Here is a 24657-nt window from a genome sequence, read left to right as displayed (position 1 = left end):
CCACTTTGACCCGTCAAAAAAAATTTGGGAGGGTTCCCCCGACGAAGGGGGTGATTCAGTAGCCACCACTGAGGAAATCCACACCCTTGTTGCCAAAGGTTATTGCAATTAAGCATTACTTCTTATTGCTGGGAGCGCACCTATCCCGTCTATAGACAAATCTCTACAGACAGCAGCATCAGAAGCGGGCAGCTACCAGGGTCAGAAAGCAAGACTGTCTCACAACAGTCAAACTAACCCAGATTTTTCACAGTACAGCGGCTGTTAAAAGCATGAACTGCGGCGCTGTTATTTATGTATTATATTGTCAAGGTTCAGTATCTGCTTATAGCGCCGCAGTAATACGACATCGGTAGGCAGCGATCGCTAAATCCCGCGCTTTTTCTTGTGGGCTACCTTGAAATGGTTGTTGACCAACTTCAACAGCAATTCCAGCCTTAGCCACTTGTGATTGAATGCTGCCGAGCAATCGACCGTAGCTCCATCTGTGGACGCTGACACGATACTGTTTGGCATATTTAGCTTGACCTTCCTTGTAACCAGGGACTTTTTGCTCGGCTCTGGCTTGAATTTCGCTTTGTAATATTTCCCTGATATCACCGAGTTTAGGGAGAACTATACTGCCAGCTCTGTAAGTTTTTGCGATCGCTACAATCGAATCTGCCAGTAATCTGTCCACATACTGCCCCAACTCGGATTCACTAAACGAGTTTGGTGAATCCCGTTTTTGAGCTTTATGACGTTCGTGGGCGTTACGTTGCTGTTGGTGTCGCTGGCGGTTGATGAGCTTGTAGTTGTCGCCGAGTAACTGTTTGGCACTGCGATAGACCAATACTTTGTTATTGGCAGCGTCTACTACGGCAACGGTTGCTGGCTTGTCCAGACCAAAACTGACACCAACAAGGATAGACGGTTGACCCTGATAAAGAGGTTTACTAGGACGAGGAAAGGGATTGTTAATTCGAGCTAGCGTTGATTGCTTACGAGTTAAAAAAGCTTGTTCTTCCTCGTTGAGATCGTCTTTCTCTTTTTTCTTGCTTATGATTTTTTCAGCACGAGAGGCTTTTGCACTTGCAACTTGTTGAGTTCCTTGGAGCGTCCACAGACGGGTATCAACTGTACAGTAAAGAATCAGACGATGGACGTTCCACGGCTCTCCTTTGCCTGTCCGTTCCTGCCAAGAAATCCGTCCACTTCTGAGAGTAAATATAGCACTTGAGTATTGGTCTTTACTCTGACTTTTAATGTCTTGGTCTTGGACAAAGCGTTGAAACCAGTGCAAGTGCCGAGAATCGCAGTATACCTCAAAGGTAAGCTTACTTAAACCCTTGAAGCGAACAAAAATGCGCTGTTTGTCGTTTTTAGACCAAATTATATCTTCGGTGCTTTCATAAGCTACAGGAAAGGGCACAGAGCTTGATTTTCTTAAGAGGCTAGATTTCCATGCTTTAGTTTCATCTTCATTTTTAGGAACGTTACTGGTAGCCATTTCTAATGCTTCTAACCATTCTTTACTTGTCAAATCCCGACCTTTGGGTATCCGACTTTTCATTTGTTCTTTCAGGCGTTCAATTTCTACTTCCTTTGCGCGACGCCTTTTAGCAAATTTTTCTGGGTCTTCCTCAACTTCGTTAAGCTCACAGTTATTTTTCAGGAGATAGGCAAGGGCGCAGCGCTCAAGAGGAGCTTGCGTCTTGTCGTAAGCCTCAAATAAGATGTTGAACGGTTTGGAGCGGGAAAAGTTAGTTTTTCCTTTTTTAGTCTTCTTACTCTTTTTCTTGTTGGTCGGCTGAGATTCATTTTGAGGCGATTCGGTTGTCACTGACTTAATGATTTCGGCAGCTTTGCTACGAATCTCATCTAGACGGCAATTACTCTCTTCTTCCAGCTCTACGTTACTTTTGAGCATCTTTAGCCAGCGCTCTTTGCCTTCTATTTTGCGCTGCCGTCGCTTCTGGAGTGCCAACCAAGATTTGTAAATATAATCAACTAGAGAACTCGCTGACATATAAAAACGGCTGGTTTGACCTGCAAAGCGTTCTTCAGTTTTAAGAGAGTTACAAAGTCCTGTAATAAGTCCGTTAGGTATTTCGCCTTTTTGCATCCATTTCTCAAAGTCAAGATGTTTGGGAATCTGTGACAATAATTCGTTAATGAGCGGCGTGTTTTTATGAGCCATCAGGTCCCATAGACAGCGGAAGGTTTCTTCATCAGCGACTAAGCGACATTGAATTGTAATCACGCTCATAGGATTATCCAAGGATAATTGTTAGAAAAAATCATTTTTTTAAAATAAAAAACTACTACACGAGGATGTTTCAAATTCTGCGATTTTTAAATAATTGATTACTATTTGCAGATGAAGTTTATGCCATCTGCGATTACCGTTTTTATATTTACTATTGGAAGCCTCAAACGATTCAACTGTCAAACACTTGGCCGTCGCCTTTCCAATCAACTCCAGTAAAGCTATTATCCGTGCCCGAAAAAATCCTTCAAAGTCGTCTTTTCGCGGGATAAGCTGGCTCGATAAAATGCGATCGCAACATCTCATCCAGCCTTGTTGCCGATGTCCCAGATAGCTCAAACTCCTTCAGGTAAATAGAAGGCGCTTTACTACCAACCTTGTTGTTAGTTTTGCCAATGGTGCAATGACAGATAACAGCAAACTGATTGTAGGTAACCTCCCATTTGGATAGAAAGATGCGGGGAGAAATTCCCAGTTGGCTATGAGAAAGGCGATGAACTAGCTCTAGTTCGCTTTGTCCGAGTCGGCGCGGTTTATTCATAGGGATTCATCTCCATCTATTGGTTCGAGGTCTTCTTCCCATGCTGTATCGGCGGTACAGAAGGCGGCGCTGTAGGAGACGGGATCGAGAAAAATCAAATATTTCCATGCCCACTGATTTTGATGGTGGGCAAAGGCATAAAAACGCCCAATTATCCAGCCTTTGTCTGTTTTATCGATGTCAGATACAGGTTTCCACCTGACGCGATCGCCATATATAAAACGCGGTATTTGAGCATCATCTGGGAAGTTGGCGGGGAGGCTGACTGATGGAGGTGGTGCATCCAAACCGATTAAAGGCAAGTCTGGAATCACGATGGGGTGGGGGTTGAGTGAATACTGTAAATATACGCAATAATAGCAATAATAGCAATAATAGCAATAATAGCGAAATAAGAGATTTTGTGAGTTTGTGCGAGAATGAAGCCTGAAACTCCCGTGTTTAGCTTATTTGTGGTCGATAAACGGAAATCTACGAATTATCAGGAGTTGCGGGGTTTTGTCCCTAAGACGCTTTCCTTGAAGTTCAAGGGAATTTGTAAAAGTTTGGGTCAGGATATTAATGTCGGTTTAGAGGAAGCGATCGCTAACTGGATCGAAAAACAGCAACAGCAGGAAGACTCGCCACTGTCTGAATCTTCGGGAGTAGTGGCTGCATCGACTGCGCCGCTAGCAGTACCCACGATCGCATCTCTGATTGACGAAACGTTGAGTAACCGCGACTGGGTGCTTGGGAAGCTTGCGGCTGACGCTGAAATTGCTGTGGAACGGATTAATGAGTTACTAGAAGGCGATCGCGCTTCAGATGTAGAACTTCAAAAACTCGCACAACGGTTGGTCAAATTGAACGGCGAAGCGTGGGAGGAAGGGGAACTGGTAGATATTCGACTGGCTGAGGATTTAAAGAGGAGACGACAACAGAAGCGATCGAGCTAACTGACTCACTCGCTCTCTTGTTGTTTGAGAAGTTTGAGTAGCTGTTGGAGAATTAGCCGATCTCAGATTCTGCGCGTAAGCCTTTGTTGCGAAAGTCAAACGCCTCACACCACAAGTTGCCGACTTAACTTAGATTAATAAGGGAAATACCTTGCTTCAGAGATGGAACGACAGGAGCTAACCTGGTCTGGAGAACTCCATACGAGCCTGACTGTGGACATTGATGGCTCGTCGCTTCCATTTGACAAGTTCCGTAAAGCACAAGAGGAAATCGCAACCCTACTGCGCGAGGTAGAGCAGAAGCTCGCTGAAGATAAGCGTTCATCTGTAAGTTGGGTTGTCTCATCGATAACAACCGGTAGCGTTCACTTGACGCTTGAAGGCATACCTACAGATGAGGTGCAACCCTATAACATCAATGAAGTTATTACAACAGTCGAGACAGGTCTAGCTAAGTTAGAAGAACGTCCAGAGCGACCACTATTCTTTTCTGACCGTGCTTTAGAGAGTGCTAAAGCGTTAGCTGAATTAGTTGGGAAAGATATTGTAGGGATTCAAGTTGGGTCTAATTCCCATAAGGTTAATCTCACTAAACATTTAGTCGCTAATGTAGATGAGTTAATCGGTGCGCGTTATAAAAGTTTTGGTTCTGTAGAAGGTGTGCTTAAGTCTATCACCATACACAGAAGACCAGCATTCAGAATTTATGATTTACTAACTGACAGAAGTGTAGCGTGTTACTTTCCCTCGAATTTTCTTGACAGGATAAAGAATGCTTTTGGTAAAAGAGTATCTGTTTATGGACTGATTCGTTCTAGGGAAGATGGTGAAAAAGTCAGTATAGAAGTTGAAGAGATGGAGGTTTTCCCTAGTAAAGGAGAACTGCCAAGGATTGAAGATGTAATTGGAATACTGGGAGGTGAAGATTGAGCCGTTCATCCAAGCCACTTCATTACTGGGATTCATGTGCATTCTTAGCTTTACTTAAAAATGAAGCTGATAAGATTGATGAGTGCAAACCAGTTATAAAGGCTGCTAATGATGGCAAACTAATAATTGTAACTTCGGCATTAACATTTATTGAAGTTATCAAACTCGAAAAAGGAAAGCCAAAGCTATCTAAGGATGTTGAAGAAAAAATTAGTTCATTTTTTAAGCATGAATGGATTTATATATACAACGTGGATCGGAAAATTGGAGAATTAGCCAGAGATTTAATATGGCAGTATGAATGGTTAAAACCAAAAGATGCTACCCATCTGGCAACAGCAGTTCAGGCTAAGGTAGATGTTTTAGAAACCTTTGATGATGATCTGCTTAAGCTCTCTGGTACAGTTGGCAATCCTCTCCTCCCTATCAGAAGACCGTATTTTCCCAGCCAGTTGGACCTTTTTGAAGATAATACATAAGGGTTCTGCTGCTTATGAAAATCCATCGCATCTCTAATTGAAGAAACTCTGAGTAACCGCGACTGAGCGCTTGGGAAACTAGCGGCTGATGCTGAAATGCCTGTGGAACGAATTAATGAATTACTGGAAGGCGATCGCGCTTCAGATGTAGAACTCCAAAAACTCGCTCAACGCCTGGTTAAACCGGATGGTGAAGCGTTGGAGGAGGGGGAACTGGTGAATATTCGACTAGCTGAGGATTTGAAGCAGAGACGGCAACAGAAGCGGTCGTCAACATGACCCGAAAACCTGCCTAATTTCCCTAACTGCTTAACTCCGGGGTTCTCACATAAGTTAATGGGCAGCCGCTGAAATAGCTGGTTCAAAAAGAGCTAAGTAGGGTTCGTATCGGTAACGTCGATTTCGCTGCCAGCCAGTGAACTCACGTAATAGGCCTAATTCTGCAAATTGCTCTACTATTTTACTAGCAGTAACGTAAGCACATTGCAGGTACTCTTCTACCAATCGAACATTAACTATCGGCTGTGCAAAGAGCAAGTCTAGTAAGCGCAATCCATAATTACTACCTCCAGTCAGATGACCAATTACTTCACGATGTACTTCACGCAGGTCAAGAATGGAACGGGCGGTAGCAGTTGCTGATTGGCTTACCTCATAAATTCCTCGGAGAAAAAACTTTAACCATCCTTCCCAATCTCCATCAGTGCGGATCGCCATGAGTCGGTCATAGTATTCAGTGCGATGGAATTTGAGGTAATGGCTGAGGTACAACAAAGGACGCTGTAGAATACCCCGTTGGCAAAGCAGGAAGGTAATCAACAACCGCCCAATACGTCCATTCCCATCTAGAAAGGGATGAATAGTCTCGAATTGAGCATGAGCTAATCCACACTGGATTAGTACAGGTAGAGATGTTGTATCGTGTAAAAACTTTTCTAGATTGCCCAGTGCTTGATGCATCTCTGAAACTGGTGGTGGTACGAAAGAAGCTTTAGCTAAGTTGCAGCCACTTGAACCGATCCAGTTCTGGCTTTTACGAAACTCACCTGGGGTACGCTCACTCCCTCGTACTCCTTCAAGTAACTTGGCATGAATCTCCTTGATAAGCCGCAAGCACATGGGAAGCTCTTTGAGGCGTTCCAAGCCATAACGCATGGCATTAACGTAGTTGACTACCTCTTGGATATCCTTCGGATGTTCCTGACCATTGGCATCGATTTCAAACTCAAGTACATCTTCTAATGTGCTTTGGGTACCTTCAATCTGTGAGCTGAGTACAGCTTCCTGACGGACATACATGGCTACGAACAAGTCAGGGTTAGGCAAAATGGAGGTAGCTCCATCAAGCCTGCCTAGAGAGCGGTCAGCGTCAGACATCAGGCGGATAAGCTCTGCATCCATTGCTATTGGTGGGTCTGGAGGTAAGGGAGTCGGAATAAATGCCCTGTATCCTTCAACTTGTTTTACATATTGACCAGTTCGCATAATATGACCTAATGGTTGAGGGTCTTATTACAGTCCAATAAAATAAGACTGCAAATGTCACTTTTTATTTTAGTCAAACCCTATTTAGCAAAATAAGAGGTGGCGCTTGCCTCCCTTGTTACCCAGAAACTGGTTCTGGTGTTTTAGGCAGGTATTCGGTATCCTATTCTAACCCTGGCAACTCTAGCTGAATTGGCTCTGAGTCTTGCGGCTTCGGCTTCCTGCCGCGTCGCCCACCTTTTTTGCCTGTGGATTTCTTAGCGGCTTTAGCTTCGGTTTCTGGTTTTGCCCGTTCTGCGCGAATCCGCTCTAACAATACGGATGCAGGCTCATCGTTGGGGTCTTGGGGAACCAGTTCACCCCGGAAGGCTTTGGCGAGGATGGATTGAGTGAGTTGGTCAACGTAGCCTCTGGCTTTTTGGTAGCGTTGTTCGATTTGATCGGCAAGTTTGAAGAGGGTTTCAACGCGGTTGACAATTTCTTGTTGTTCTGCAAATGGCGGAACTGGAAAAAGAATAGATTTAAAGCGTTCAACACTAATTTTTTGCTGCGCTACACCTTTAGTTATTAAGCCAAGCTGGTCTTTAATAATAAATGAGTTGATGCAATGTTTAAAAAAAGTTCTTTGAAGGTCAGTTTCCCAGATTCGGAATTTTAAGCAATCCGATGTGATGATACCATTTGGTCTGTCATCAGGATAAATTTCGCAGTCTCCTGGTGGTTCTCCCATCTTTGTGATAAGCAAATCCAGGGGTTCTACCATGTGAGGCAATAATTCTTGAGCTTTTTCTGGTGTAACGTACTTTGGCTCTAAACCTGCAAAGTTTCCACTCCGAATATGTCGAACAAATATTAAAGGCACACCATCATTTATGTAATCTGATACTTTCAGGTTGCTACCAAAAGGACCAATTCCTATAGAATAATCTTTTGAAGAGCAAATATCTTCAGGATAGGCTAATGCCCAACTTTTCGGAATATCAAAGTTATAAGTTTCCAATAATTGGAACTCTTTGGGTTTCTTCGGTTTTCTTCTCCCTTCTGCCTTTGCTCTAGCACACTCCTTCTCGTAGTGCTTTTGACGCTTCTCCTGAATCCGCTGTAAAAGTTCTGAAGCAGGTTCCACATCGGGATTATTTTCTCGCCAATCGGCGGTGAGGCGACCGGAACAAGCCGCAGACAGGACGGATTGACGGAAACGCTTGAGGATGGCGGGGATTTTGTCTAGTCGCTCTTTGCAGGAATCGACTTTAGCTAGTAGTTTTTCCAGCTTGGCTACGATGCGGCTTTGTTCGTTGAGTGGTGGGAGTCTAACTGGAATCTGACTCATTAAGCTTTGAGTTAGCTTTAGTCTTGTCGTACCATTAACATATCCTCTAAAGTCGAATTGATTTAAATAGTGCTTCAAAAGATAGTTGCTTGTTAGTCCCGGAATACTCCTTAAAACATGGGCATGATTATTAACCCAACTTTTCCCGCTAATTGTGTAGGCTATTGATTTTGATTTGTCAAAAAATGGCGCTCCATCTTCACCTATTAATAACAATTGTTCATCAAACAAAAAATTATCTATCCACCCTACTTGACCTGTGGCACCATAATAAGGAATATTTCCAATTCGCTGTTGACGCTCCTCAGAATTGACGGGAACTCGTTGACTATCTAAAATATCTACACAATCTTTTAGCTGGCATAGCGTCCACCCTATTGGTAATCCCTTTTTGTTGGGTTGTATGTGGTGATTATTCATCGCCATCAACTTCCATCAACTGAAGAATATCTTTCAAATCATCTACCACCGCTTCTAACTCAGTAATCGCCTCACTTGCCAAAATTTGAGGCTCAGGTAAACTGTCCCCATCTTCTAAACTCTCATCCTTCAGCCAAGTAATATCAAGCTTATAATCCCGCTCCTTAACCTCACTAATCGAGAACTTTCTAAACCTTCCCTCCAGCCCTAAATCAGTTCTGATACTCTGCCCATTTGGATCATCCCCGTAACATTGCTCAAACTCGGCAAAATGCAAAGACGTTAAGGGACGATCCTTTTTAGTCACTCCAGGCACATTAGAACGAGCATCAAAAATCCAGACATTTTCTGTAGGTAAACCCTTTTGTAAAAACACCACATTTGCCTTTACCCCTTGCGAATAAGGTGTAAACGTACCTCTAGGCAACCTCAAAATCGTGTGTAAATTGCAATCTTGCATCAAGATTTTGAATACTTCCCCCGCCTTATCCTCAAATAAGCAATTATCCGGCAAAACCAGCGCCGCTCTACCTCCAGGCTTGAGGATAGTCATAACGTGCTGAACAAAGTTCAGTTGCTTGTTACTCGTCTCAATCGTAAAATCATCCCGATCCGGCGCTTGATTCGCGCCCCTCGTGCCAAAAGGCGGATTAGTTAAAATGCAGTCATAGCGATCGCCCGAATCCGCCTCATAAATTGCATCCCCCAAATAAATTTTGGGTTCCAGCCCTTGCAAAAATAAATTCATCAGCGCCAGTCTGCGAGGGCGCGGGACTAAATCTTCACCATAATAGGTTTGGGTTTTAATCCGCTTAATGTCCTTACGGTCAAATACCCCACCAGTGATATCCAATAGCCACTGATAAGCACACACCAAAAAACCACCCGTGCCGCAAGCTGGATCGCAAATCTTGAAATTAGGGCTACTCAAAGGATTCGGCTTCATCACCCTAACAATCGATTTAATCAGCACTCTTGGCGTGAAGTATTGCCCTGCACCCTTCTTGCCTTCACTAGCGGCTTTTTCCAACAACCCTTCAAATGCCGCCGCCTTGACATCCACACCCAGAGAAGTCCAATCCTCCTCATCAATCATGGCGATTACTCGTTTGAGATTGACAGGATTATTAAAACGAGGCATCGACTGAGCGAAAATATCCCCCAGCAATCCCGGAGATTCCCGGAGTGTGCGAAGTACATCCAGATAATGATCGGTTAAATCGGTGCCTGAGCGTTTCTTTAAACTCTCCCACTCACACCCTGAAGGCACATCAACACCCTTTTCATCCGCCATCTTAAGAAACAGCAGATAAGTTAGTTGCTCGATATAGTCGCCATAATCGATCCCGTCATGGCGCAGAGTGTGGCAAAAGCCCCAGAGTTTGTTTACAACGTCAGACACAATGCTTTCCTTTTCTAAGCCGCGATCGCAGCATTAATTTCATCAATCAACGATTCTAGTCCACCTGAAAAGACTTTTTTCGCCTTACCCTTGCCGCCGAATCGTTCAAAAATCGGTGCATACTCAAAATCATCTATATCAAGGGTGAGATTTTGGACTAGATGCTCTTGGATATAACCTAGCCACTTTAGCTGCTCGTCGTTAAACGACTTGCCAACCATAACAGATGCGATCGCTCTCTCGATCCGCTCCGCCGCCGTATAAATTGGTTCCTCAGCATAGGCAGCACGTTTCACCATTGAGATAATGTCAGCCAGAGCCTTACTATGCACCAACTGAGTCGCCCTTTGTAGTTCCTGTTCTCGAAACTGGTTTTGTCCCAGCTTTTCCCGAAGTTCGTTGAGTGCCTGAGTTTTCCAATCTCGCGGGCGTTCTAGTAAAATAGCGATCGCTTCTATCTGCTCAGAATTTTCTCGCACAAAGCGGCAGAAACTGTCTAGATAATCCTCTGGTTTTTGCCCCCTAATCATCACCTCAGAGGAGACAGTATCCTCTTGCTCGTAAGCGACTAAAAAATTCTGTTTAGCTCTAGGGTAGTTTTCTAACAAATCTTGAAAGCCGTGATCTTGCAGTAAGTTGAGCGTGTTTGTAAAATCCCGCTCAATCCTTTCTGTCAATTCCCCTGCAAACCTGCCCATATCCCCATCAGGAATATAATCAGCAAACCGCTCCCTTGCTTCATCACTCATTCCTCGATCAATCCGTCGCAGACGCTTAACCAGAGATTTAAGGTTGTAATCTCGGTCAAGATTCTGGTAAATCTTCTTAATGACCTGCCCAACTGGTACTAGGTCTTTGCGGGGTGGCTCTATCTTTAAATCGATAGTGTTGGCAAAGTATTCAATCAGAGAACCCCCTAAGCAATCAAAGATTTTAAAGTGAGTTTTGTTAATCTCATCACACAGGCGAGTACCTCTACCTAGCATCTGCACCCAGAGAATCCGAGATTTCACTGGACGCATAAACACAACAAATTCCAGACTAGGGATGTCTACTCCGGTACTGAGCATATCCACTGTCACTGCTACCTTGGGTTGAGGACGATTGCGAAACTCCCGAATCTTTTGCAGGGGTCGATCTACACTAGGACTGCCTGTAATTTTCTGAACAAAATCATCCCCCCGCCCAAATACTTCTTTGCAGATGCCAACAATCTGATCCGCATGGGATCTATGAGGCAAATCATTGACTGCAAAAATCAAAATTCTCGGAAAACGCCCCGTTTCTTCCTCATGCCTGTCGGCATATTTGGCAATATCTTCAATGATTTTGCGGTTGCTATCGGGTACTGTAATTTTATGCTCAATATCGGTAGTCGAAAACTCCCGCTCATCTTCTAACTCGTCGTAAATCTCCTCTCCGGTTTCAGTATCAACTACGCCAACCTGTTCCCCTTCCCGCAGAAAAGCTCCATTCATCCGAACATTTGAATAAATGTAAACTGACTCATAATCGACCAGATAGCCATCTGCGATCGCTTCTTCAGTGCTGTAACGGTAGACCACCTCTTTAAATAAAGACAGCGTATTCACCGCTGGAGTCGCCGTCAGTCCAATCTTAATAGCATCAAAATAGTCGAGAGTATTGCGCCAAGCACTTGTCTCTTTAGCGGTATATCCCCGATGGCACTCATCGGCAATAATTAAATCAAAAGCGTGAATGGGAATACTTAATTCTTCTGCATCGCTTTCGTCATCAATATCACCATCTTCTGAGACCTCAACACTTGCTTTACCAAACAGATTGATGGTCATTCGTTGGATGGTGGAGACATAGACAAAGGTATGAGTAGATTGGGGGGCTGTTAGATAGGAACTTGGTAACACTTGGGGGTCAAATGCTTCTTCCTCACCAAAGTCCTCCCGCCGAAACCGCTGGCTATAGACCTCGTATTCTTGATTAAACTTATTTCCCCTCGGCGTGTTGAACGAAGCAAACGTTCTCACTGCCTGCGCTGCCAAGGCTCTGCGGTCAACCAGAAACAGAATCCGTTTGGCTACCTTAGATTCCAGCAACCGATAAATCTGAGCAACCGTGAGAAAGGTTTTCCCGGTTCCAGTTGCCATTGCCACCAGCATGGCGCGTTTACCTTTGACAAGGGCATCTTCAGTGGCAGCGATCGCATTTTCCTGGTAGGGGCGAAGCCTCTTAATTAGCTCAATTGGAGTATTTTGCAACCGAGTGTAGCTGGCAGCTTGGTCATGCTCAAACAGTTCTGTTAAGGCATCCGCCGTGTGAAAATTCGCAATCTTACGAAAGATATTCTGTTCGCCCCCGACATCGAGGAAATAAATAATTTCTCCATTCGTGGAGTAGAGAAAAGGTACTCGGTAGCCTCGCCAATTCCCCGTCCCATCAAACGCTGTCCGCGAGTACCGTTTTGCCTGTTCCAGAACATTTTGTGCGCCGACTGACACTTTTTTGGCTTCAATAACCCCCAAAAATCGCCCTTTCACAAACAGGGCATAATCAGCAGGTCCACTGGCTGTAGGGTATTCCTCAACCGCATGGCATTGAAGTGCGGAAGTATCCAACCCATCTCGATACTTGATAATCTCCCACTTAGGATTGAGCGACCTAAGCTTAGTGTTAATCCGCTGTTGCCTGGTCTTCCACTCAGATTCTTTGCTCATTTGTGCCTACGTCTTGTAAAGCCGGAAGTTAAAAGCGATTCAAAGAGCGCGATCGCTTTGCTCCACGCTCTACTCTCTTAGTGTTCCCACTGATTAAGTCGCAAATCATTGCTAACCATTCTGGCTTCTGAATTGACTTTCAGCCAGGAATGTGAAATAGATTCTCTTTCAAAGTCTTTGTGGAAAGGTAAAAGGCGATTATTACCATCCTGTGTCCAACTGTTGAACACATCAATCGCATTACTTCTTGAGTGTAAATTTTGTACGAGGTCTAACTGAGATTGAGTTCCTTGCCCAGCCAGTTACGGAAGCTGGAATGATAGAGACTGTAACAGGTTGCTCCACCGATTTGCTGTTGCTGTAAGAATTCAATCCAATTTTCTAGCACTTCCTCTACTTCGTATTCATCCTCATCAATGATTCGCGCGATCGCTTCTGCTGATATCGGTTGTGCTTCCTGCACTAAGATGTTCAGTACCGCTAACTCCACTAATGGTAATGGCTCGACGCTTTCACCCGCTAAGCTAACTTGTCGCTTGGCGATCGCGTTTTGCCAGTGGCTTTGATAGTATTTTGTCAAACTGGAAGGAAGTGGATCGAATTGGAAGGGTTGAGAATAAGATCCTCTAGCGATCGCTCTTAAAATCTGGCTCAGGTACATGAAATTATTCTCGCTCTCTCGCGTTAGGCGATCGCAAAATTCTGTAACTCCAATTTGGTGGGTATTTAGCCAAGATGTTAAATTTTTTGATTCTTCTGGTGCGATCGCGTTACCATCGGCAGGGAGGCATTGCTGGATGTATGCTTGCACGTTTTCCCGGTTTCGATCGGCGTATTTTTCGAGGGTGAGAATCTGAGACGGAGTTTCAATTAATAAACCGGATTTTTCCCGTACAAAAGGTCTCCGAGCCAGGAGAAAATAGATTTTCTCTGGAAGATATCGGGGAAGATAGAACAGATTTGACCCAAGGGGTTGACTGCTGGGGTTGATCGCATCTAAACCATCAATGACCGCAATTAGCCTTTGATTGGGTTCGAGGCGATCGCTAATTTTCTGAAGTAACAGAGACAGAAACCAACTCCCCTCAGTAGCATTATCTGGCATCGCTGCATCTTCACCGCTCATTGCCATTAATTGATGGCAGATGGTGGCGAGAAATTGGTCAGCGCGATTTTTACCCGGAATTTGGGCGTTGTAATAGGCAACGTGGGGATTTTCGGTGACGTACTTGGCGAGGATGGCACTTTTGCCGCTACCGGGTGCGCCGACAATCGTGAAGTAACCCCGATTGCACTTGTGTAAAAATTCCTCAATGGCGGTAAAGACAAATTGACGACCAACAAAATTAGCGCTTTTTTCGCTAATTAGTTGCTGGAATTCGGTGGGGTAGGAGGGAGTATAGAGCGGGGTTGCCGCTCGCGGTAGGTTGTTCATGGCGATGCTATCCCTTCCAACCGGAGGAAATGCACTCGTCCTGATGTTTCACCCGCCACAATTGTTACTCCATCTGGAGCAACAGCACAACAGAGTAACGAACTATCTCCAGTAAAACTAGCAAATACCTCTCCGGTTGCCAAATTCCAGATTTTGAGAGTGCTGTCCCAGGAACCCGAAATCGCCAGTTTGCCATCGGGGGTGACGGCGACCGCACTTACCCAGTTGCAATGACCGGTGAGGATGCAGCGTAACTCTCCGGTTGCCAAATTCCAGATTTTGAGAGTGTTCTCCCAGGAACCAGAAATCGCTAGTTTGCCATCGGGGGTGACGGCGACCGCAAGTACCTTGCGCCTGTGACCGGTGAGGGTGCAGCGTAACTCTCCGGTTGCCAAATCCCAGATTTTGAGAGAGTGGTCGAATGAACCAGAAATCGCCAGTTTGCCATCGGGGGTGACGGCGATCGCAGTTACCAAGCCGTTATGACCGGTGAGGGTGCAGCGTGACTCCCCGGTTGCCAAATTCCAGATTTTGAGAGTTTTGTCATCTGAACCAGAAATCGCCAGTTTGCCATTGGGGCTGACGGCGACCGCATTTACCGAGTCGCTATGACCGGTGAGGGTGCAGCGTAACTCTCCGGTTGCCAAATTCCAAATTTTGAGAGTGTTGTCGGATGAACCAGAAATCGCCAGTTTGCCATCGGGGGTGACGGCGACCGCATTTACCCAGCCGCTATGACCGGTGAGGGTGCAGCGTAACTCTCCGGTTGCCAAATTCCAGATTTTGAGAGTGTTGTCGGATGAACCAGAAATCGCCAGTTTGCCATCGGGGGTGACAGCGACCGCATTTACCCAGCCGCTATGACCGGTGAGGGTGCGTAGTAACGCCTCGTTAGGATTCGTTAAGCTAGCTGTCAAGGGACGCAACCAAGGTTGAGCTTTGCTCTGTTTCGCCTGTTCTACTAGCTCTTGAATGAGAGGCTGGTTTATATATGGTAGGAGCCGTCCCAACAATTGCCCTGCTAGTTGCGACCGATCCTCAGCTAAAATATGCCCGGATAGCCGCAGCGCCCCTTGAATCCATTTCAGCACCTCAGCCTTCTCCGGATCGTACTCTGGCTGAGTTGCTGCCTCCGGAATATCAGCCAAATCATAATCCTCAATCAGCGCCTGCACCCCAAACTCAGGATGATTAATCTTGGCTGCCAAGAAATCAAAATCAGCTAGGGTTTGATAATACTTTTCGAGTTTCCCTGACTTCACCAGATTTGGTACATAGTGACCAACATAAGCGCGTTGGATAGCAGGACTTTTTGCCGCTAGTTTGTCAGCAAATTTTCCCATCTCACGCCATCTCCTTTTCTAAGTAATCAACAATCCGTTGATTAACCTCTTGAAATAGCTTTCGGCTTTTCTTCATCTCCCGTTTGCTTTTTAGGAAGTCCAGAAAACTAGCATGATAAATGGTGTAACAGAGTTCTCCCTGAATTTCCTGCCGCCGCAAATACTCCACCCACTCTTCCAATAGCGATTCCATCTCATATTCATCTCGATCGGCAATGGCAGCAATCATCTTCCCCGGAATCGGCGTGCCAATCTCCACTAAAATAAACAAAGCGATCGCCTTAATTTCATTCGGTGCCGCATCCATATTCATCCGCACCCAATGAGTTTGATAATAGTCCTGAAGACCATCTGGTAATTGCTTTAAACTCAGATCGTCATAGAAACCGCGCGTAATTCCTGGTAAGACATAGCGCAGATACATGAAATTGTTTTCGCTTTTTACCGCTACCAGCTCGACAAACTCTTCCGGATAAATCTTGCGGTCTTGAATCCACTTTGTCAGCCCATCTTTATAGTCTGGAGCGCAATTGAGAGACCAGCGAATATACTCTTTGATATCATTATGGCTGCAATCAACATATTCCCTCGCCCTTAAATCCAACTCCTGCACCGGAATACCAGGCGATACAGTTAATCGTTTTTTCTCTTGGTTATAAGGTCTTCTAGTCAGCAGGAAATAAACTCGCTCTGGCAGCTCCTTCGGTAAATATAAAAGATTCTCTGCGCCCGATTCTTGCTCCACTTCATCCAGCGCATCAACAACGATCGTCAGGCGTTCCCCAGAGGGAAGTTTTGACACGACCTTAGAGACTAAAGTTGGCAGATCGGCATCTCCCGCCTCCTGCAACTGGTAACGATTAATCAGTTGTTGGCGAATACTTTTGAGAAATAGTTCCGGTCGATTGCGGCGCTCTGCGAGAATGTTGAAATAGCAGGGAGAATGGTAGTCATAAACGTACTTGGCAGCGATCGCGCTTTTCCCCATCCCCGCATCTCCCACCACCGTAAAGTAACCTTTAGGATTTTGTTGAAGGAATTTTTTAAATGCTTCAAAAACAAATTTCCGCCCGCAAAATGTCTTAATCTTTTCTTCGATCAGTGGCTCAAACTCTGATGGTAGCTGCTGCTGACGATACCACTCTTTCGGATCGACAATATCCGTTGATTCAATATTCAAAACCTTCGCAATATTACTTACTGCCCACCTTTCCACCCCATTTTGGTATCCTTTTGTACCAAGCAAGCGCTTCACAGTTTCCAGCGAAACATTAGCTTTTCGCCTTAGTTTCTCTTGAGTAAGATTTGCTTCTTTATACGCCTGTCTAAGTTTGCGTTTGCCTTCTGGACTAGATTGAACTATATCAGAATCAGATGGAAGCATAGGGATTTTTAGTTGCGCTCGCGGGAATTTATTAAATTAGGTTTTTGCACTGTTATCTTCTGTTGGCTACACCCGCGAGAGAATCGATTCCCTCGCTCATACAGCAAATCCTCTTGTATAGAACTAAACACTTATTGAAAAAGTGCTTTAGTCCATTTAATCGACTTGCTCAATTAGCTTGAAAATTCATTCTAGGACAAACAATGCGGCTTACCAAAAAGAGTGCAATATGTCAGGTATAGCTGATTTTGAGTCTTGCTGTCTAGGGCAGATAGGTTTTCACGCTTTGACCTATCTGCCCCAAAATATAGGGCAAATACTCAATACAAAACAAATCTATCTGCCCTTGAAAGTAAGTTTTTGTCCCCAGTATGATACCAATATCGAGTTTCAAAAACTAAATCTTCGAGGCTAGGAACCAATGAATTTCAAGCTCTTCAGAAAATTTATACTCAATCATCAGCCAAGTTTTAAAGACGATTATAGCGATATCGAAGAAGAGATTATTCGAGAATTGTTGCGTGAAGTTCGTCAAAGTTATAACCTGGCTCTTTCCATAGTTGCTGCATCTGCCTTAATCACTTTATTGGGTGTTGGATTGCTCTACTTAGACAAAGTACCAGAAGCGTCCATTATCACAGGGGGAGGCACGCTTGCGAGTCTTCACAGTGTTCAATTTGCAAAAGATGCAAAGAAGGAACTTCGTCAAATGCTCACCAAGTTCCCGCACTAAAACTTACTCTGCGGCTTAGGCAATAGCATAGCTGCATTACAGGTGTGGTTGTAGCGCGTGGTACAGGTGCATAGTTAAGAATTCCATCACGCTCTACCCCTCCCCTGCCTTTGGAGAAACTTCGCTCTTGCTACCAAAAGCTTCCAACTGAAAGCGCTTATTCTAGCAGGGAGTCAAACTGTAAACAGCTTCCTGATTTGCAATTAGAGTGTAGTCAAGCTGAACCACGTTAACAACACGTCACTCGCGATCGCTTATCAAAGTCGCTTCTGTCTTTTTGCCATCGTCGCAAACGGCAACAAACAATGCGGACATTCACCGTGTATCCATAATGCCGGAATCGGAAACGGAGTCTCGCAGTTAGTGCATTTTGCTAACAAGCGTAACTGATGGCGATCGCAACCCCATCGATCTTTAAACTGCCACTCAAGCCGATGATAGGGGTTCTCCCCATAACAAGCCGCACACAACAGAATGGGTCTTGGCTTCATCGTTACACCTTTGGGAGGCAGCATTTCGGCGAGTCGGGTTGCATCCACTCGAATTAGCTTTCCCAATGCTGCCAATTCTTCAGAGGAGGGAAACGGGTTGAAATATAATTTTTCCCATCTTCCCAAAATTGCACCCAGCCCAGCTAGTTTTCCCAATGAATGAGCGGAGGGAAGGCTATTAGCCTTGAACCGCCGAAAACGTCCTAAATAATGACTGATGCTCTCGCCTTCATAAGGCTCAATATAGCCTAATCTTGGTAAGCTTTCATCCACTTCCTGCATTCGAGTCTTGTTAAATAAAGTTTTAGGACTGCTAGCTAGCAACCGAGCAATCACTCACTGTCATTTCTTGGTTGAAGGGGAACATATTTCCTGCCATATCGATTGGCAATTTTCCCCAAAATTCCTTCATCAACCTTGACAAAACCCTTTTTGAGCGAGTGTAAAACCGCCTTCGTCAAAATCTTGATTAACACTCCTATACGGGCTTCCGTGCTGGTCGCTAGAATTTCAAACATCGTTCCTTCCGTTAAACGAGATGCTTCTGGTAGGGCAAGGATATCAAGCTCGATAGTCCGTAAGCTTTTTCTAAAGTCTTCGTAGTCGAGTTGTTTAAAGTCGAATAGCGTTGGAAAACAAGTCAGTAAGTCAAAGCTATGCAATTTGCTGTCTAGTTCTTGTCCTCCAACTAAAATAATCGGAACCCCAGACTCATCAAAAAGTTGCTTTAGATCGAGCAGGGCTTCCCGTTGAAGATTTTCGGCATTGTCAACGATGAGTAGTTCAATACCAAAGAGTTCAAGGCTACCTGCCAATCTAGGACGCAAATCTTCCCTCTTACCGTTTGCTGCTGCATGATTAATGTCCTTGAGGATTTGCGTAAATAATCGTTTGGAACTCGATTCTGACCACGCTCTGACATAAGAAACTCGTTTGCGATCTTCTTGTCGATAGTGGATTGATGCACGGCTTTTGCCAACATCCCTCGGCCCAATAACACGCCCACATTGTTTAAGGAACCGCAGTTCATCCAACCATCTCAAGTATTCTGAAGCGCGGTCGGTTGGGATAAAAGCAGTTTTGAATAGCTCCTCTATTTCAGCAACCTTGGCAAGTTGAGCGGTCAAATCCAACTGAGGAGCCAGAATTTCAACAGGTGTCTGAGTTACAAGTTGCGATCGCGCCATAGTCACCAGATCCTTTTCAATTTGCTTTGACGATCAGAAGTTACAAGCTGATGCCTCTCCTGCTGTTGAGCATCAGATGTAGAGGGTAAAGTTTTTTCAGGTTGTGGTTCTGGTTGTTGAGGCTTTATTTGTTCCCTGGAAATCCGTTCTGGCAAAACCTCAAGCGGCTCATTTTTCTTTGAAGAGGTTGAAGCCCTACGCTGACGTAACTTGACGACATTTGAGTCTTTCTTAGAGGTTTGTCGTAACTGTTTCTGTTCAGCTCGTTGCCTGTCCTTCTTGTCCTGTTTGCGTTCCTCAACCAGTTCCTTCCGTTTCCCTAGCGCCAAAAGAGCATCATAGTTTGAATGTTCCTTACGAGCTTTACTTCGCTCTTTGTTGAGTCTTTTCAACTCATCCAAACTCAAATCCTGAGTATCTAGGTTTATGGCATGAGCATATCCCAGAAAATCTTCCAGCTTGTCATCCGTTTCCTGGCTGTAGACAAACAATGTCAGGATATGGTCGGGATCGTATCGGATGGTGACATATTTACCGCCATATTGCCTAAGCGATTCTCCTCGATAGGTCAGATTCTCAAATTGGACAGAGCCATGAGCTTGAACCACTCGTTGAGTCTCTTTCATTAGACAAATATCCAGTTTTCGCTCGTCTGGCACTTCAGGCAATTTTTCACCCATTCCTTTAAACCATCGCTCAAACCTTGTATCTCTAGGATCTTTCGGATATGGCTGGTGGTTATAGTCATCGCAGAAGAACCCAGCTAGGATTTTATCCAAATCGTGAATGGTCAAGCAGGCTTCCTTTTCTGCCTGCTCTGGGCGCTCCTGAACATTTGAACCTGTATAACCGGGAAGTCCCTTAAGAACCTGAGTATTGATGGTTTTGAAAACTCGTTCTACAATTCCGCCTTGAGGTGGGCGATCGCGCAGTTCGCACTGGAAACCTAGCTTCTTTCCAATAGCTTTTAGGTGCTTTGAGCGAAAATCCTTCCCTCCGTCAGTGAAAAAATATTGGAGTGGAGAGCCACATATTTGCCAAGGTTTTTCCAGCTCGTATGCCGAGGGATAGTGCTTGGGTAAGATGGCATGTCTTAAAGCCAGAGCTACTTCATCAGAACCCGGTTGTTTTCTCCATAAGTGATAACCAATAACACAGCTTGAGAACGTATCTATGACAGTGGTTATCCAGGGTCGATCAGGTAATAACACGCCATCACTACCGACAATCCGAATATCCAACTTTGTATGATCGCATTGGACAATTTGGTTGCTAAACTCAGCCTTTAAGAGGTGCCCAGTTCTTGTCTCAACTGCCAACCAAGAGCCGGAACCCGGATTGCGAACGCGCTTTTTCCGGTTTTGATGCTCGATTAATGGTTGCAAAACTCGATAGATAGTGGCTGGATGGGGATAGTCACACTCTTCAAGCCCAAGCTCGACGATTGCGTGTCGCTTCACTTCACGAACGACTTCTGCTGGAGATAGTGGGTGTTTATCTTTAAGACTCTTTTCATAAGTTGACTTCACAAATTCTTCCCAATAGTCACTGATGCGATGCTTCCCCTTATCTGAGCGCTGCACTCCTGTTGTCTCTGGTAGCTCATCTCTGATGTATTGCTTGAGGAGGCGCTCTACCTGCCGAGTAGAAATATTTAGGGTATTTGCGATCGCCTGCTTCCTTTGAGACTTAAGCGTGCGATTCGGGGACTGGGCAAGCCATTGAATGAGATTAAATTTAAGTTTGTGTTTATCAGCAGTTTCTCGAAGAATTTGTGAGGGATCGACTTCAAAATTACTCTCACCGAGGTAAAGAGTGTCTAAATCTTGTGCCAATTCTTCTATCAGTTCAGATGGGTCGTCTAGCATGAGGGGAAGATCATCCATTCTGAGGAATAGTAAAAATGTACCATCCCTTCTGAAGAATAGCTAGACAATGCGACACTCAATTTGCGATGTCGCTAAATTTAAAAAACGACAATTAATTTGCGAGACAAGATTTCCGACATGGAGTGTGCGAAATCGACAAAGTTGCTGCTTTTGGAATTAAAAAGCCTAAAAAGTTTTCGGGGAAAGGCTTTCACTGGTTTGTAGCAGCTATGCCGTTATTCAAAAATTGCGACATTTAATTTGCGAACGTACAACATCAGCAAGGTAATTAATCTAAAGTCTACTAAAAGTCTACTAAGAATGAGTAGCTATATGGAGATTTCGGTCTTCTTAGCTGTAGGAAGCTCTACAGTTCGATGGTTTAATTGCAGATTGATAAATTGCACATCGCCTGTCACCTTAGTATCTGCGATCGCTTACAGGCAAATCCTTATCCGTCTTAGAGCGTTAACCAACTAAAAACCTGCTCAACCGTCAGTTTTAACCCAATCCCACTAAGAATAGGTAACTCAGCCGTTCCCCTTAGCAATTGTACTCGCTGCTCCGGAAACACAACTAAAATACTCTCCTCTTCTGGATCGATTAACCACCCTAACTCTGTACCATGCTGGGAGCAATGGAGCAATTTCCCTAATACTTTCGTTTGACTCTGATCGGGGGATAAGATTTCAATTGACCAATCGGGATAAATCTCGAAGTGATTGGCAATCCTTCCAGAAGGACGAAGCGGAATTCTTTCCCACCGAAACACCACAACATCTGGAACAATCGAGTCTCCCCCAAACGTACAGCGTAGTTCTGGGAATGCAATCGCAATTTTCTGCGGTTCGGCGACTTCGTTAACAACCGCGCAAAATTTAAACTGCAATCGGCTATGCTCACCTTGAGGCATGGGTTTTTGAATAACCTCTCCGTCAATAAACTCAGATGCGGGTTTAGTTTCTGGGAGTTTTAAGAACTCCTCCAGAGTTAAGGGCTGCGTGACTATACTCATCTTCTCACTCAGTAGATCGCCATTCCGCTTCTCAGCGGGTTAGGAGGGATCGTGCCTGTAATAGTTTCTTGAATTCTCGCACTTCCTCCGCCATGACCTGTTCTAACTTCAGTAACCTTTGCATCGATCGTCACCTATGGCGACTCATAAAACGGCTTATCTTGCTCAATCTGACGGTAACGACTCGCTCTTTACTTGCGCCTTTGTCACCCAAAACTAACGACTCAATTGATTGATTTCCGCTTACAACACTTGCAGCCTGAGTCTTTTAGCCTCTTTCTTGGCTCAATTTTCCTGAAACGCCTATTGAGCCTAAATTTTTTCACGAGGGTTGGGATGGGGTTTCAGAGGTCTCTACAAGCCTTGAGCGGCTCCCTTCCATCGTTAATCCGGAACCAGTTTTAACTTTCCGCCTTAGTCCCTGTCAAGTTATTGTTCGCTTTGTTAAGTATTTGGTAACTCTTGTTGCAACTTGTGCGATCGCGATTTTGGTATTACCAGATAAGTTATCGTGGAAAACTAAAGGAATAATTAAATAAGAGGCCGTGTGCCGTACCCATCTGCTCCCACCACCCACATAACACCCGTTCCCAGCCAATTCGGCACTCAGAACAGCTATCCGCTTATAGGAGGTTTTATGACTCCCACAATGCTGCGTCAGCTTTGGGCTTTAATTGAAACTACTCAGGCCAATATGTTATTGAAGCTAGACGATGCCAGCCTAGTACAGTGGCTGCTGAAGCAACTGAAACAACAGAGATCGCTCAATTCCGACGAAACAAATATTATGACTGACTATCTGCACTCAAAGCTATCCCTGATCCGGGATCTCGCTCAAGAGCGTCAGTCTGTCTGGCAAGAAACCCATTAAAAGTAGAGACGCGATGTACATCGCGTCTCTACTTTCTAAAGTGCCAATTGTTAGAAGCCAAAAGCTACCTGGGTGCCAAGGGACGCTTTGGGAAAGACTGCGGCTCTGGTGGGGGTGCGGCAGGTGTATTAACTTGTGAAGAATTCGCAAGCGTTGCCGACACGAGGGCATAGCCCAAATAAGCCGGTAAACTTATCGCTATCACAGCAGCGATCGCTGCCGCCCAGGTACGCCGCGTCAAGACAGGCCCGTAATGGCTGCGATAGGGGTCATAAGCGAGAGATTCTGATGGAATCATGTCCCTCATGGCAGTCGGTCGCTTGAACCGCACCCGCCGGTCATCCATTTTTTCTAATAAAATCCAGCCGGATTGTGCCTCTTCTTCACACAGCTTTTGAAAAACCGTTGGATTGCGAAATAAATCGCCTTTAGCTCGCACAATTTTAAATTCCCAGCCCATCAGTCGCGGATCTTTGAACGTTTGGGCAGAGGAACCATTAGAAGGCAGCTCTGCGGGTGCCAGGTCTTGTTTAGATTCATAACGAGTCAAAGTTTCTTCCTCTTCCTCATATTGCTGACCTGCACTCACCTGCTGCCAGCGCATCCATCCGCTTACCATGACTGCCTCCAGACCAAAACTTCCAACCAACAGGCTCCATACAATCACTTCGACCATATTTTGATAGCTATCAGCTTTGTGAATGGCGAATGGCAATTGACAATTAGCTATTCGCCATTCACGAATGACCAATAACCACTGACTACTGACTACTGACTGCTAAGGGTAAATAACCTTCAACCAGGCAATCTGAGCCGACAGCTCGCCAACGGACGCGCTCTAGCGTGAGTGCATCTGTCATGCTTGCAAACCCCAAATCCCCAACAGGAGAAGGAGCCAACCTGCCGCCGACAATTTTGGGAGCAATGAAGGCCAGAATTTTTTGCACTGTCCCTTCTGCGATCGCACTTGCTGCTAACGTGCCGCCACATTCCCACAGCACGCCCGATAATCCACGCTCATATAAGTACGCCATTGCCTTCGTCGGTGTCAGTGGAGTCAGCTCCACTACCATCACACCCTTTTTCAGCAGCATCTGCTGAAAATCCGGATTAGCTCCCACCTCTGTTAACACTAAAGTGGGAGCCTCCGCTGTCTCCCACACATGAGCCTCTACGGGCAAATCCAGCGTGCGACTCATAACGACGCGCAAGGGATTGTGTGCCTCTGTCTGATGGCTGGTCAAGTGGGGATTATCCAGACGCACCGTATTGCCGCCCACGATCACCGCATCACACGCCACCCGCATTCGATGTACCTCATTGCGGGCATCAGGGCTGGTGATCCAGGCACTGTGTCCGGTCGTTGTAGCAATTTTGCCATCCAAAGTCATGGCGTATTTTAAAATGCCGAACGGACGCCGGTAGAGAATTCGATGGATAAAAGCCTCATTCAGCTGCCGACAGGCGTCTTCTTCCACGCCCACCACAACTTCGATTCCTGCTGCTCGTAACCGCTCAATCCCGCCTCCCGACACGCGCGGATCGGGGTCTACCATGCCCACCACCACCTTGCTCACCCCTGCGGCTACCAACGCTTCCGAACAGGGAGGCGTCCGTCCGTAGTGGTTACAAGGTTCCAGATTGACATAAATTGTGGCTCCTTTGGCTCGTTCACCGGCGTCTCGCAGCGCAAAGACTTCTGCATGGGGATGACCGGCACCGGGATGAAACCCTTCCCCCACAATCTGCCCATCCTGGACAATGACAGAACCCACTAGGGGATTGGGCGCGGTTTGTCCTAAGGCGCGACGGGCTAGTTCTATACACCGCTGCATCATCGCGCGGTCGAAGGAGGTAAAAGGGGACT

General features: G+C 45.4%; 22 protein-coding genes. 6 read left to right on the top strand and 16 right to left on the bottom strand.

The window, feature by feature from the left end:
- Positions 1-325: 325 nt before the first annotated feature.
- The 3 genes from cas12k to NDI44_RS11420 form a co-directional block, all read right to left on the bottom strand.
- Entirely contained in the window at positions 326-2248 is a 1923-nt protein-coding gene (gene cas12k, locus NDI44_RS11430) for a type V CRISPR-associated protein Cas12k (RefSeq protein WP_190414906.1), read from the bottom strand.
- A gap of 247 nt (positions 2249-2495) precedes the next feature.
- Entirely contained in the window at positions 2496-2789 is a 294-nt protein-coding gene (locus NDI44_RS11425) for a hypothetical protein (protein ID WP_190414905.1), read from the bottom strand.
- Positions 2786-3103, bottom strand: coding sequence for a hypothetical protein (locus tag NDI44_RS11420; RefSeq protein ID WP_199304959.1), 318 nt, complete (start codon positions 3101-3103; stop codon positions 2786-2788). The genes NDI44_RS11425 and NDI44_RS11420 overlap by 4 nt, the downstream gene beginning before the upstream one ends.
- A 105-nt stretch (positions 3104-3208) precedes the next feature.
- On the opposite strand from NDI44_RS11420, the gene NDI44_RS11415 reads away from it, so the two are divergent.
- The 4 genes from NDI44_RS11415 to NDI44_RS11400 all read left to right on the top strand — a co-directional run bounded on the left by NDI44_RS11415 (position 3209) and on the right by NDI44_RS11400 (position 5412).
- Positions 3209-3724: a hypothetical protein gene (locus tag NDI44_RS11415; RefSeq protein ID WP_190414904.1), complete on the top strand. Its 516-nt coding sequence runs from the start codon at positions 3209-3211 to the stop codon at positions 3722-3724.
- 162 nt (positions 3725-3886) lie between these two features.
- A complete protein-coding gene (locus NDI44_RS11410) occupies positions 3887-4654 on the top strand; it encodes a hypothetical protein (protein WP_190414903.1) in 768 nt (255 codons plus the stop codon).
- Positions 4651-5133, top strand: a complete 483-nt coding sequence (locus tag NDI44_RS11405; protein WP_190414902.1) for a PIN domain-containing protein — start codon at positions 4651-4653, stop codon at positions 5131-5133. Before NDI44_RS11410 ends, NDI44_RS11405 begins: the two co-directional genes overlap by 4 nt.
- 102 nt (positions 5134-5235) lie before the next feature.
- A complete protein-coding gene (locus NDI44_RS11400) occupies positions 5236-5412 on the top strand; it encodes a hypothetical protein (RefSeq protein WP_190414901.1) in 177 nt (58 codons plus the stop codon).
- A gap of 54 nt (positions 5413-5466) precedes the next feature.
- On the opposite strand, the gene NDI44_RS11395 is transcribed toward NDI44_RS11400, so the two are convergent.
- From NDI44_RS11395 to NDI44_RS11365, 7 genes are all read right to left on the bottom strand, one after another.
- Positions 5467-6618 (bottom strand): Fic family protein, encoded by a 1152-nt coding sequence (locus tag NDI44_RS11395; protein ID WP_190414900.1) that lies wholly within the window; start codon positions 6616-6618, stop codon positions 5467-5469.
- Positions 6619-6781: 163 nt separating this feature from the next.
- Positions 6782-8368 (bottom strand): restriction endonuclease subunit S, encoded by a 1587-nt coding sequence (locus NDI44_RS11390; RefSeq protein WP_190414899.1) that lies wholly within the window; start codon positions 8366-8368, stop codon positions 6782-6784.
- Positions 8361-9770 (bottom strand): class I SAM-dependent DNA methyltransferase, encoded by a 1410-nt coding sequence (locus tag NDI44_RS11385; protein ID WP_190414898.1) that lies wholly within the window; start codon positions 9768-9770, stop codon positions 8361-8363. Before NDI44_RS11385 ends, NDI44_RS11390 begins: the two co-directional genes overlap by 8 nt.
- Positions 9771-9784: 14 nt before the next feature.
- The gene (locus NDI44_RS11380) at positions 9785-12463 is read right to left on the bottom strand and encodes a type I restriction-modification enzyme R subunit C-terminal domain-containing protein (RefSeq protein ID WP_190414897.1); all 2679 of its coding nucleotides are present in this window, start codon (positions 12461-12463) and stop codon (positions 9785-9787) included.
- Between the two features lie 271 nt (positions 12464-12734).
- Complete coding sequence (locus tag NDI44_RS11375) at positions 12735-13898, bottom strand: ATP-binding protein (protein ID WP_190414896.1); 1164 nt, start codon at positions 13896-13898, stop codon at positions 12735-12737.
- Entirely contained in the window at positions 13895-15241 is a 1347-nt protein-coding gene (locus NDI44_RS11370; RefSeq protein ID WP_190414895.1) for a hypothetical protein, read from the bottom strand. The genes NDI44_RS11375 and NDI44_RS11370 overlap by 4 nt, the downstream gene beginning before the upstream one ends.
- Position 15242: 1 nt before the next feature.
- Entirely contained in the window at positions 15243-16625 is a 1383-nt protein-coding gene (locus tag NDI44_RS11365; RefSeq protein WP_190414894.1) for an NACHT domain-containing protein, read from the bottom strand.
- 421 nt (positions 16626-17046) lie between these two features.
- Between NDI44_RS11365 and NDI44_RS11360 the strand changes: the two genes are divergently transcribed.
- The gene (locus tag NDI44_RS11360) at positions 17047-17358 is read left to right on the top strand and encodes a hypothetical protein (protein ID WP_190414893.1); all 312 of its coding nucleotides are present in this window, start codon (positions 17047-17049) and stop codon (positions 17356-17358) included.
- 257 nt (positions 17359-17615) lie between these two features.
- Here the strand turns inward: NDI44_RS11360 and NDI44_RS11355 are convergent, their stop codons facing one another.
- The 4 genes from NDI44_RS11355 to NDI44_RS11340 all read right to left on the bottom strand — a co-directional run bounded on the left by NDI44_RS11355 (position 17616) and on the right by NDI44_RS11340 (position 21919).
- Positions 17616-18131 carry a TniQ family protein gene (locus NDI44_RS11355; protein ID WP_190415036.1) on the bottom strand — a complete coding sequence of 172 codons (516 nt, stop codon included), beginning with the start codon at positions 18129-18131 and terminating at the stop codon, positions 17616-17618.
- Between the two features lie 50 nt (positions 18132-18181).
- A complete protein-coding gene (locus NDI44_RS11350) occupies positions 18182-19036 on the bottom strand; it encodes an ATP-binding protein (protein WP_190414892.1) in 855 nt (284 codons plus the stop codon).
- A gap of 2 nt (positions 19037-19038) precedes the next feature.
- Positions 19039-20904, bottom strand: a complete 1866-nt coding sequence (locus NDI44_RS11345; RefSeq protein ID WP_190415035.1) for a Mu transposase C-terminal domain-containing protein — start codon at positions 20902-20904, stop codon at positions 19039-19041.
- Between the two features lie 460 nt (positions 20905-21364).
- On the bottom strand, positions 21365-21919 hold the full coding sequence (locus tag NDI44_RS11340) for a Uma2 family endonuclease (RefSeq protein ID WP_190414891.1): 555 nt from the start codon (positions 21917-21919) through the stop codon (positions 21365-21367).
- Between the two features lie 637 nt (positions 21920-22556).
- Here NDI44_RS11340 and NDI44_RS11335 point away from each other — a divergent pair.
- A complete protein-coding gene (locus NDI44_RS11335; RefSeq protein WP_190415034.1) occupies positions 22557-22790 on the top strand; it encodes a hypothetical protein in 234 nt (77 codons plus the stop codon).
- 64 nt (positions 22791-22854) lie between these two features.
- On the opposite strand, the gene NDI44_RS11330 is transcribed toward NDI44_RS11335, so the two are convergent.
- Positions 22855-23505, bottom strand: a complete 651-nt coding sequence (locus tag NDI44_RS11330; RefSeq protein ID WP_242037156.1) for a hypothetical protein — start codon at positions 23503-23505, stop codon at positions 22855-22857.
- Positions 23506-23551: 46 nt separating this feature from the next.
- Positions 23552-24628, bottom strand: coding sequence for a bifunctional diaminohydroxyphosphoribosylaminopyrimidine deaminase/5-amino-6-(5-phosphoribosylamino)uracil reductase RibD (gene ribD / locus NDI44_RS11325; RefSeq protein ID WP_347276151.1), 1077 nt, complete (start codon positions 24626-24628; stop codon positions 23552-23554).
- Positions 24629-24657 lie beyond the last annotated feature (29 nt).

Origin of the sequence: Trichocoleus sp. DQ-A3 (assembly GCF_039961975.1) — a bacterium.
GTDB lineage: Bacteria > Cyanobacteriota > Cyanobacteriia > Cyanobacteriales > FACHB-T130 > FACHB-T130.
Note: the sequence above shows the minus strand (reverse complement) of the source record. Positions and strands in the feature narration are given on the sequence as shown.

Excerpts from the sequence above, each read along its gene's own strand:
- NDI44_RS11425 (WP_190414905.1), bottom strand. The coding sequence starts at position 2,789 with ATGAATAAACCGCGCCGACTCGGACAAAGCGAACTAGAGCTAGTTCAT.
- NDI44_RS11395 (WP_190414900.1), bottom strand. The coding sequence starts at position 6,618 with ATGCGAACTGGTCAATATGTAAAACAAGTTGAAGGATACAGGGCATTT.
- NDI44_RS11370 (WP_190414895.1), bottom strand. The coding sequence starts at position 15,241 with ATGGGAAAATTTGCTGACAAACTAGCGGCAAAAAGTCCTGCTATCCAA.
- NDI44_RS11410 (WP_190414903.1), top strand. The coding sequence starts at position 3,887 with ATGGAACGACAGGAGCTAACCTGGTCTGGAGAACTCCATACGAGCCTG.
- NDI44_RS11390 (WP_190414899.1), bottom strand. The coding sequence starts at position 8,368 with ATGAATAATCACCACATACAACCCAACAAAAAGGGATTACCAATAGGG.
- NDI44_RS11365 (WP_190414894.1), bottom strand. The coding sequence starts at position 16,625 with ATGCTTCCATCTGATTCTGATATAGTTCAATCTAGTCCAGAAGGCAAA.
- NDI44_RS11380 (WP_190414897.1), bottom strand. The coding sequence starts at position 12,463 with ATGAGCAAAGAATCTGAGTGGAAGACCAGGCAACAGCGGATTAACACT.
- NDI44_RS11355 (WP_190415036.1), bottom strand. The coding sequence starts at position 18,131 with ATGCAGGAAGTGGATGAAAGCTTACCAAGATTAGGCTATATTGAGCCT.
- NDI44_RS11345 (WP_190415035.1), bottom strand. The coding sequence starts at position 20,904 with ATGCTAGACGACCCATCTGAACTGATAGAAGAATTGGCACAAGATTTA.
- NDI44_RS11415 (WP_190414904.1), top strand. The coding sequence starts at position 3,209 with ATGAAGCCTGAAACTCCCGTGTTTAGCTTATTTGTGGTCGATAAACGG.
- NDI44_RS11375 (WP_190414896.1), bottom strand. The coding sequence starts at position 13,898 with ATGAACAACCTACCGCGAGCGGCAACCCCGCTCTATACTCCCTCCTAC.
- NDI44_RS11350 (WP_190414892.1), bottom strand. The coding sequence starts at position 19,036 with ATGGCGCGATCGCAACTTGTAACTCAGACACCTGTTGAAATTCTGGCT.
- NDI44_RS11340 (WP_190414891.1), bottom strand. The coding sequence starts at position 21,919 with ATGAGTATAGTCACGCAGCCCTTAACTCTGGAGGAGTTCTTAAAACTC.
- cas12k (WP_190414906.1), bottom strand. The coding sequence starts at position 2,248 with ATGAGCGTGATTACAATTCAATGTCGCTTAGTCGCTGATGAAGAAACC.
- NDI44_RS11335 (WP_190415034.1), top strand. The coding sequence starts at position 22,557 with ATGACTCCCACAATGCTGCGTCAGCTTTGGGCTTTAATTGAAACTACT.
- NDI44_RS11360 (WP_190414893.1), top strand. The coding sequence starts at position 17,047 with ATGAATTTCAAGCTCTTCAGAAAATTTATACTCAATCATCAGCCAAGT.
- ribD (WP_347276151.1), bottom strand. The coding sequence starts at position 24,628 with ATGATGCAGCGGTGTATAGAACTAGCCCGTCGCGCCTTAGGACAAACC.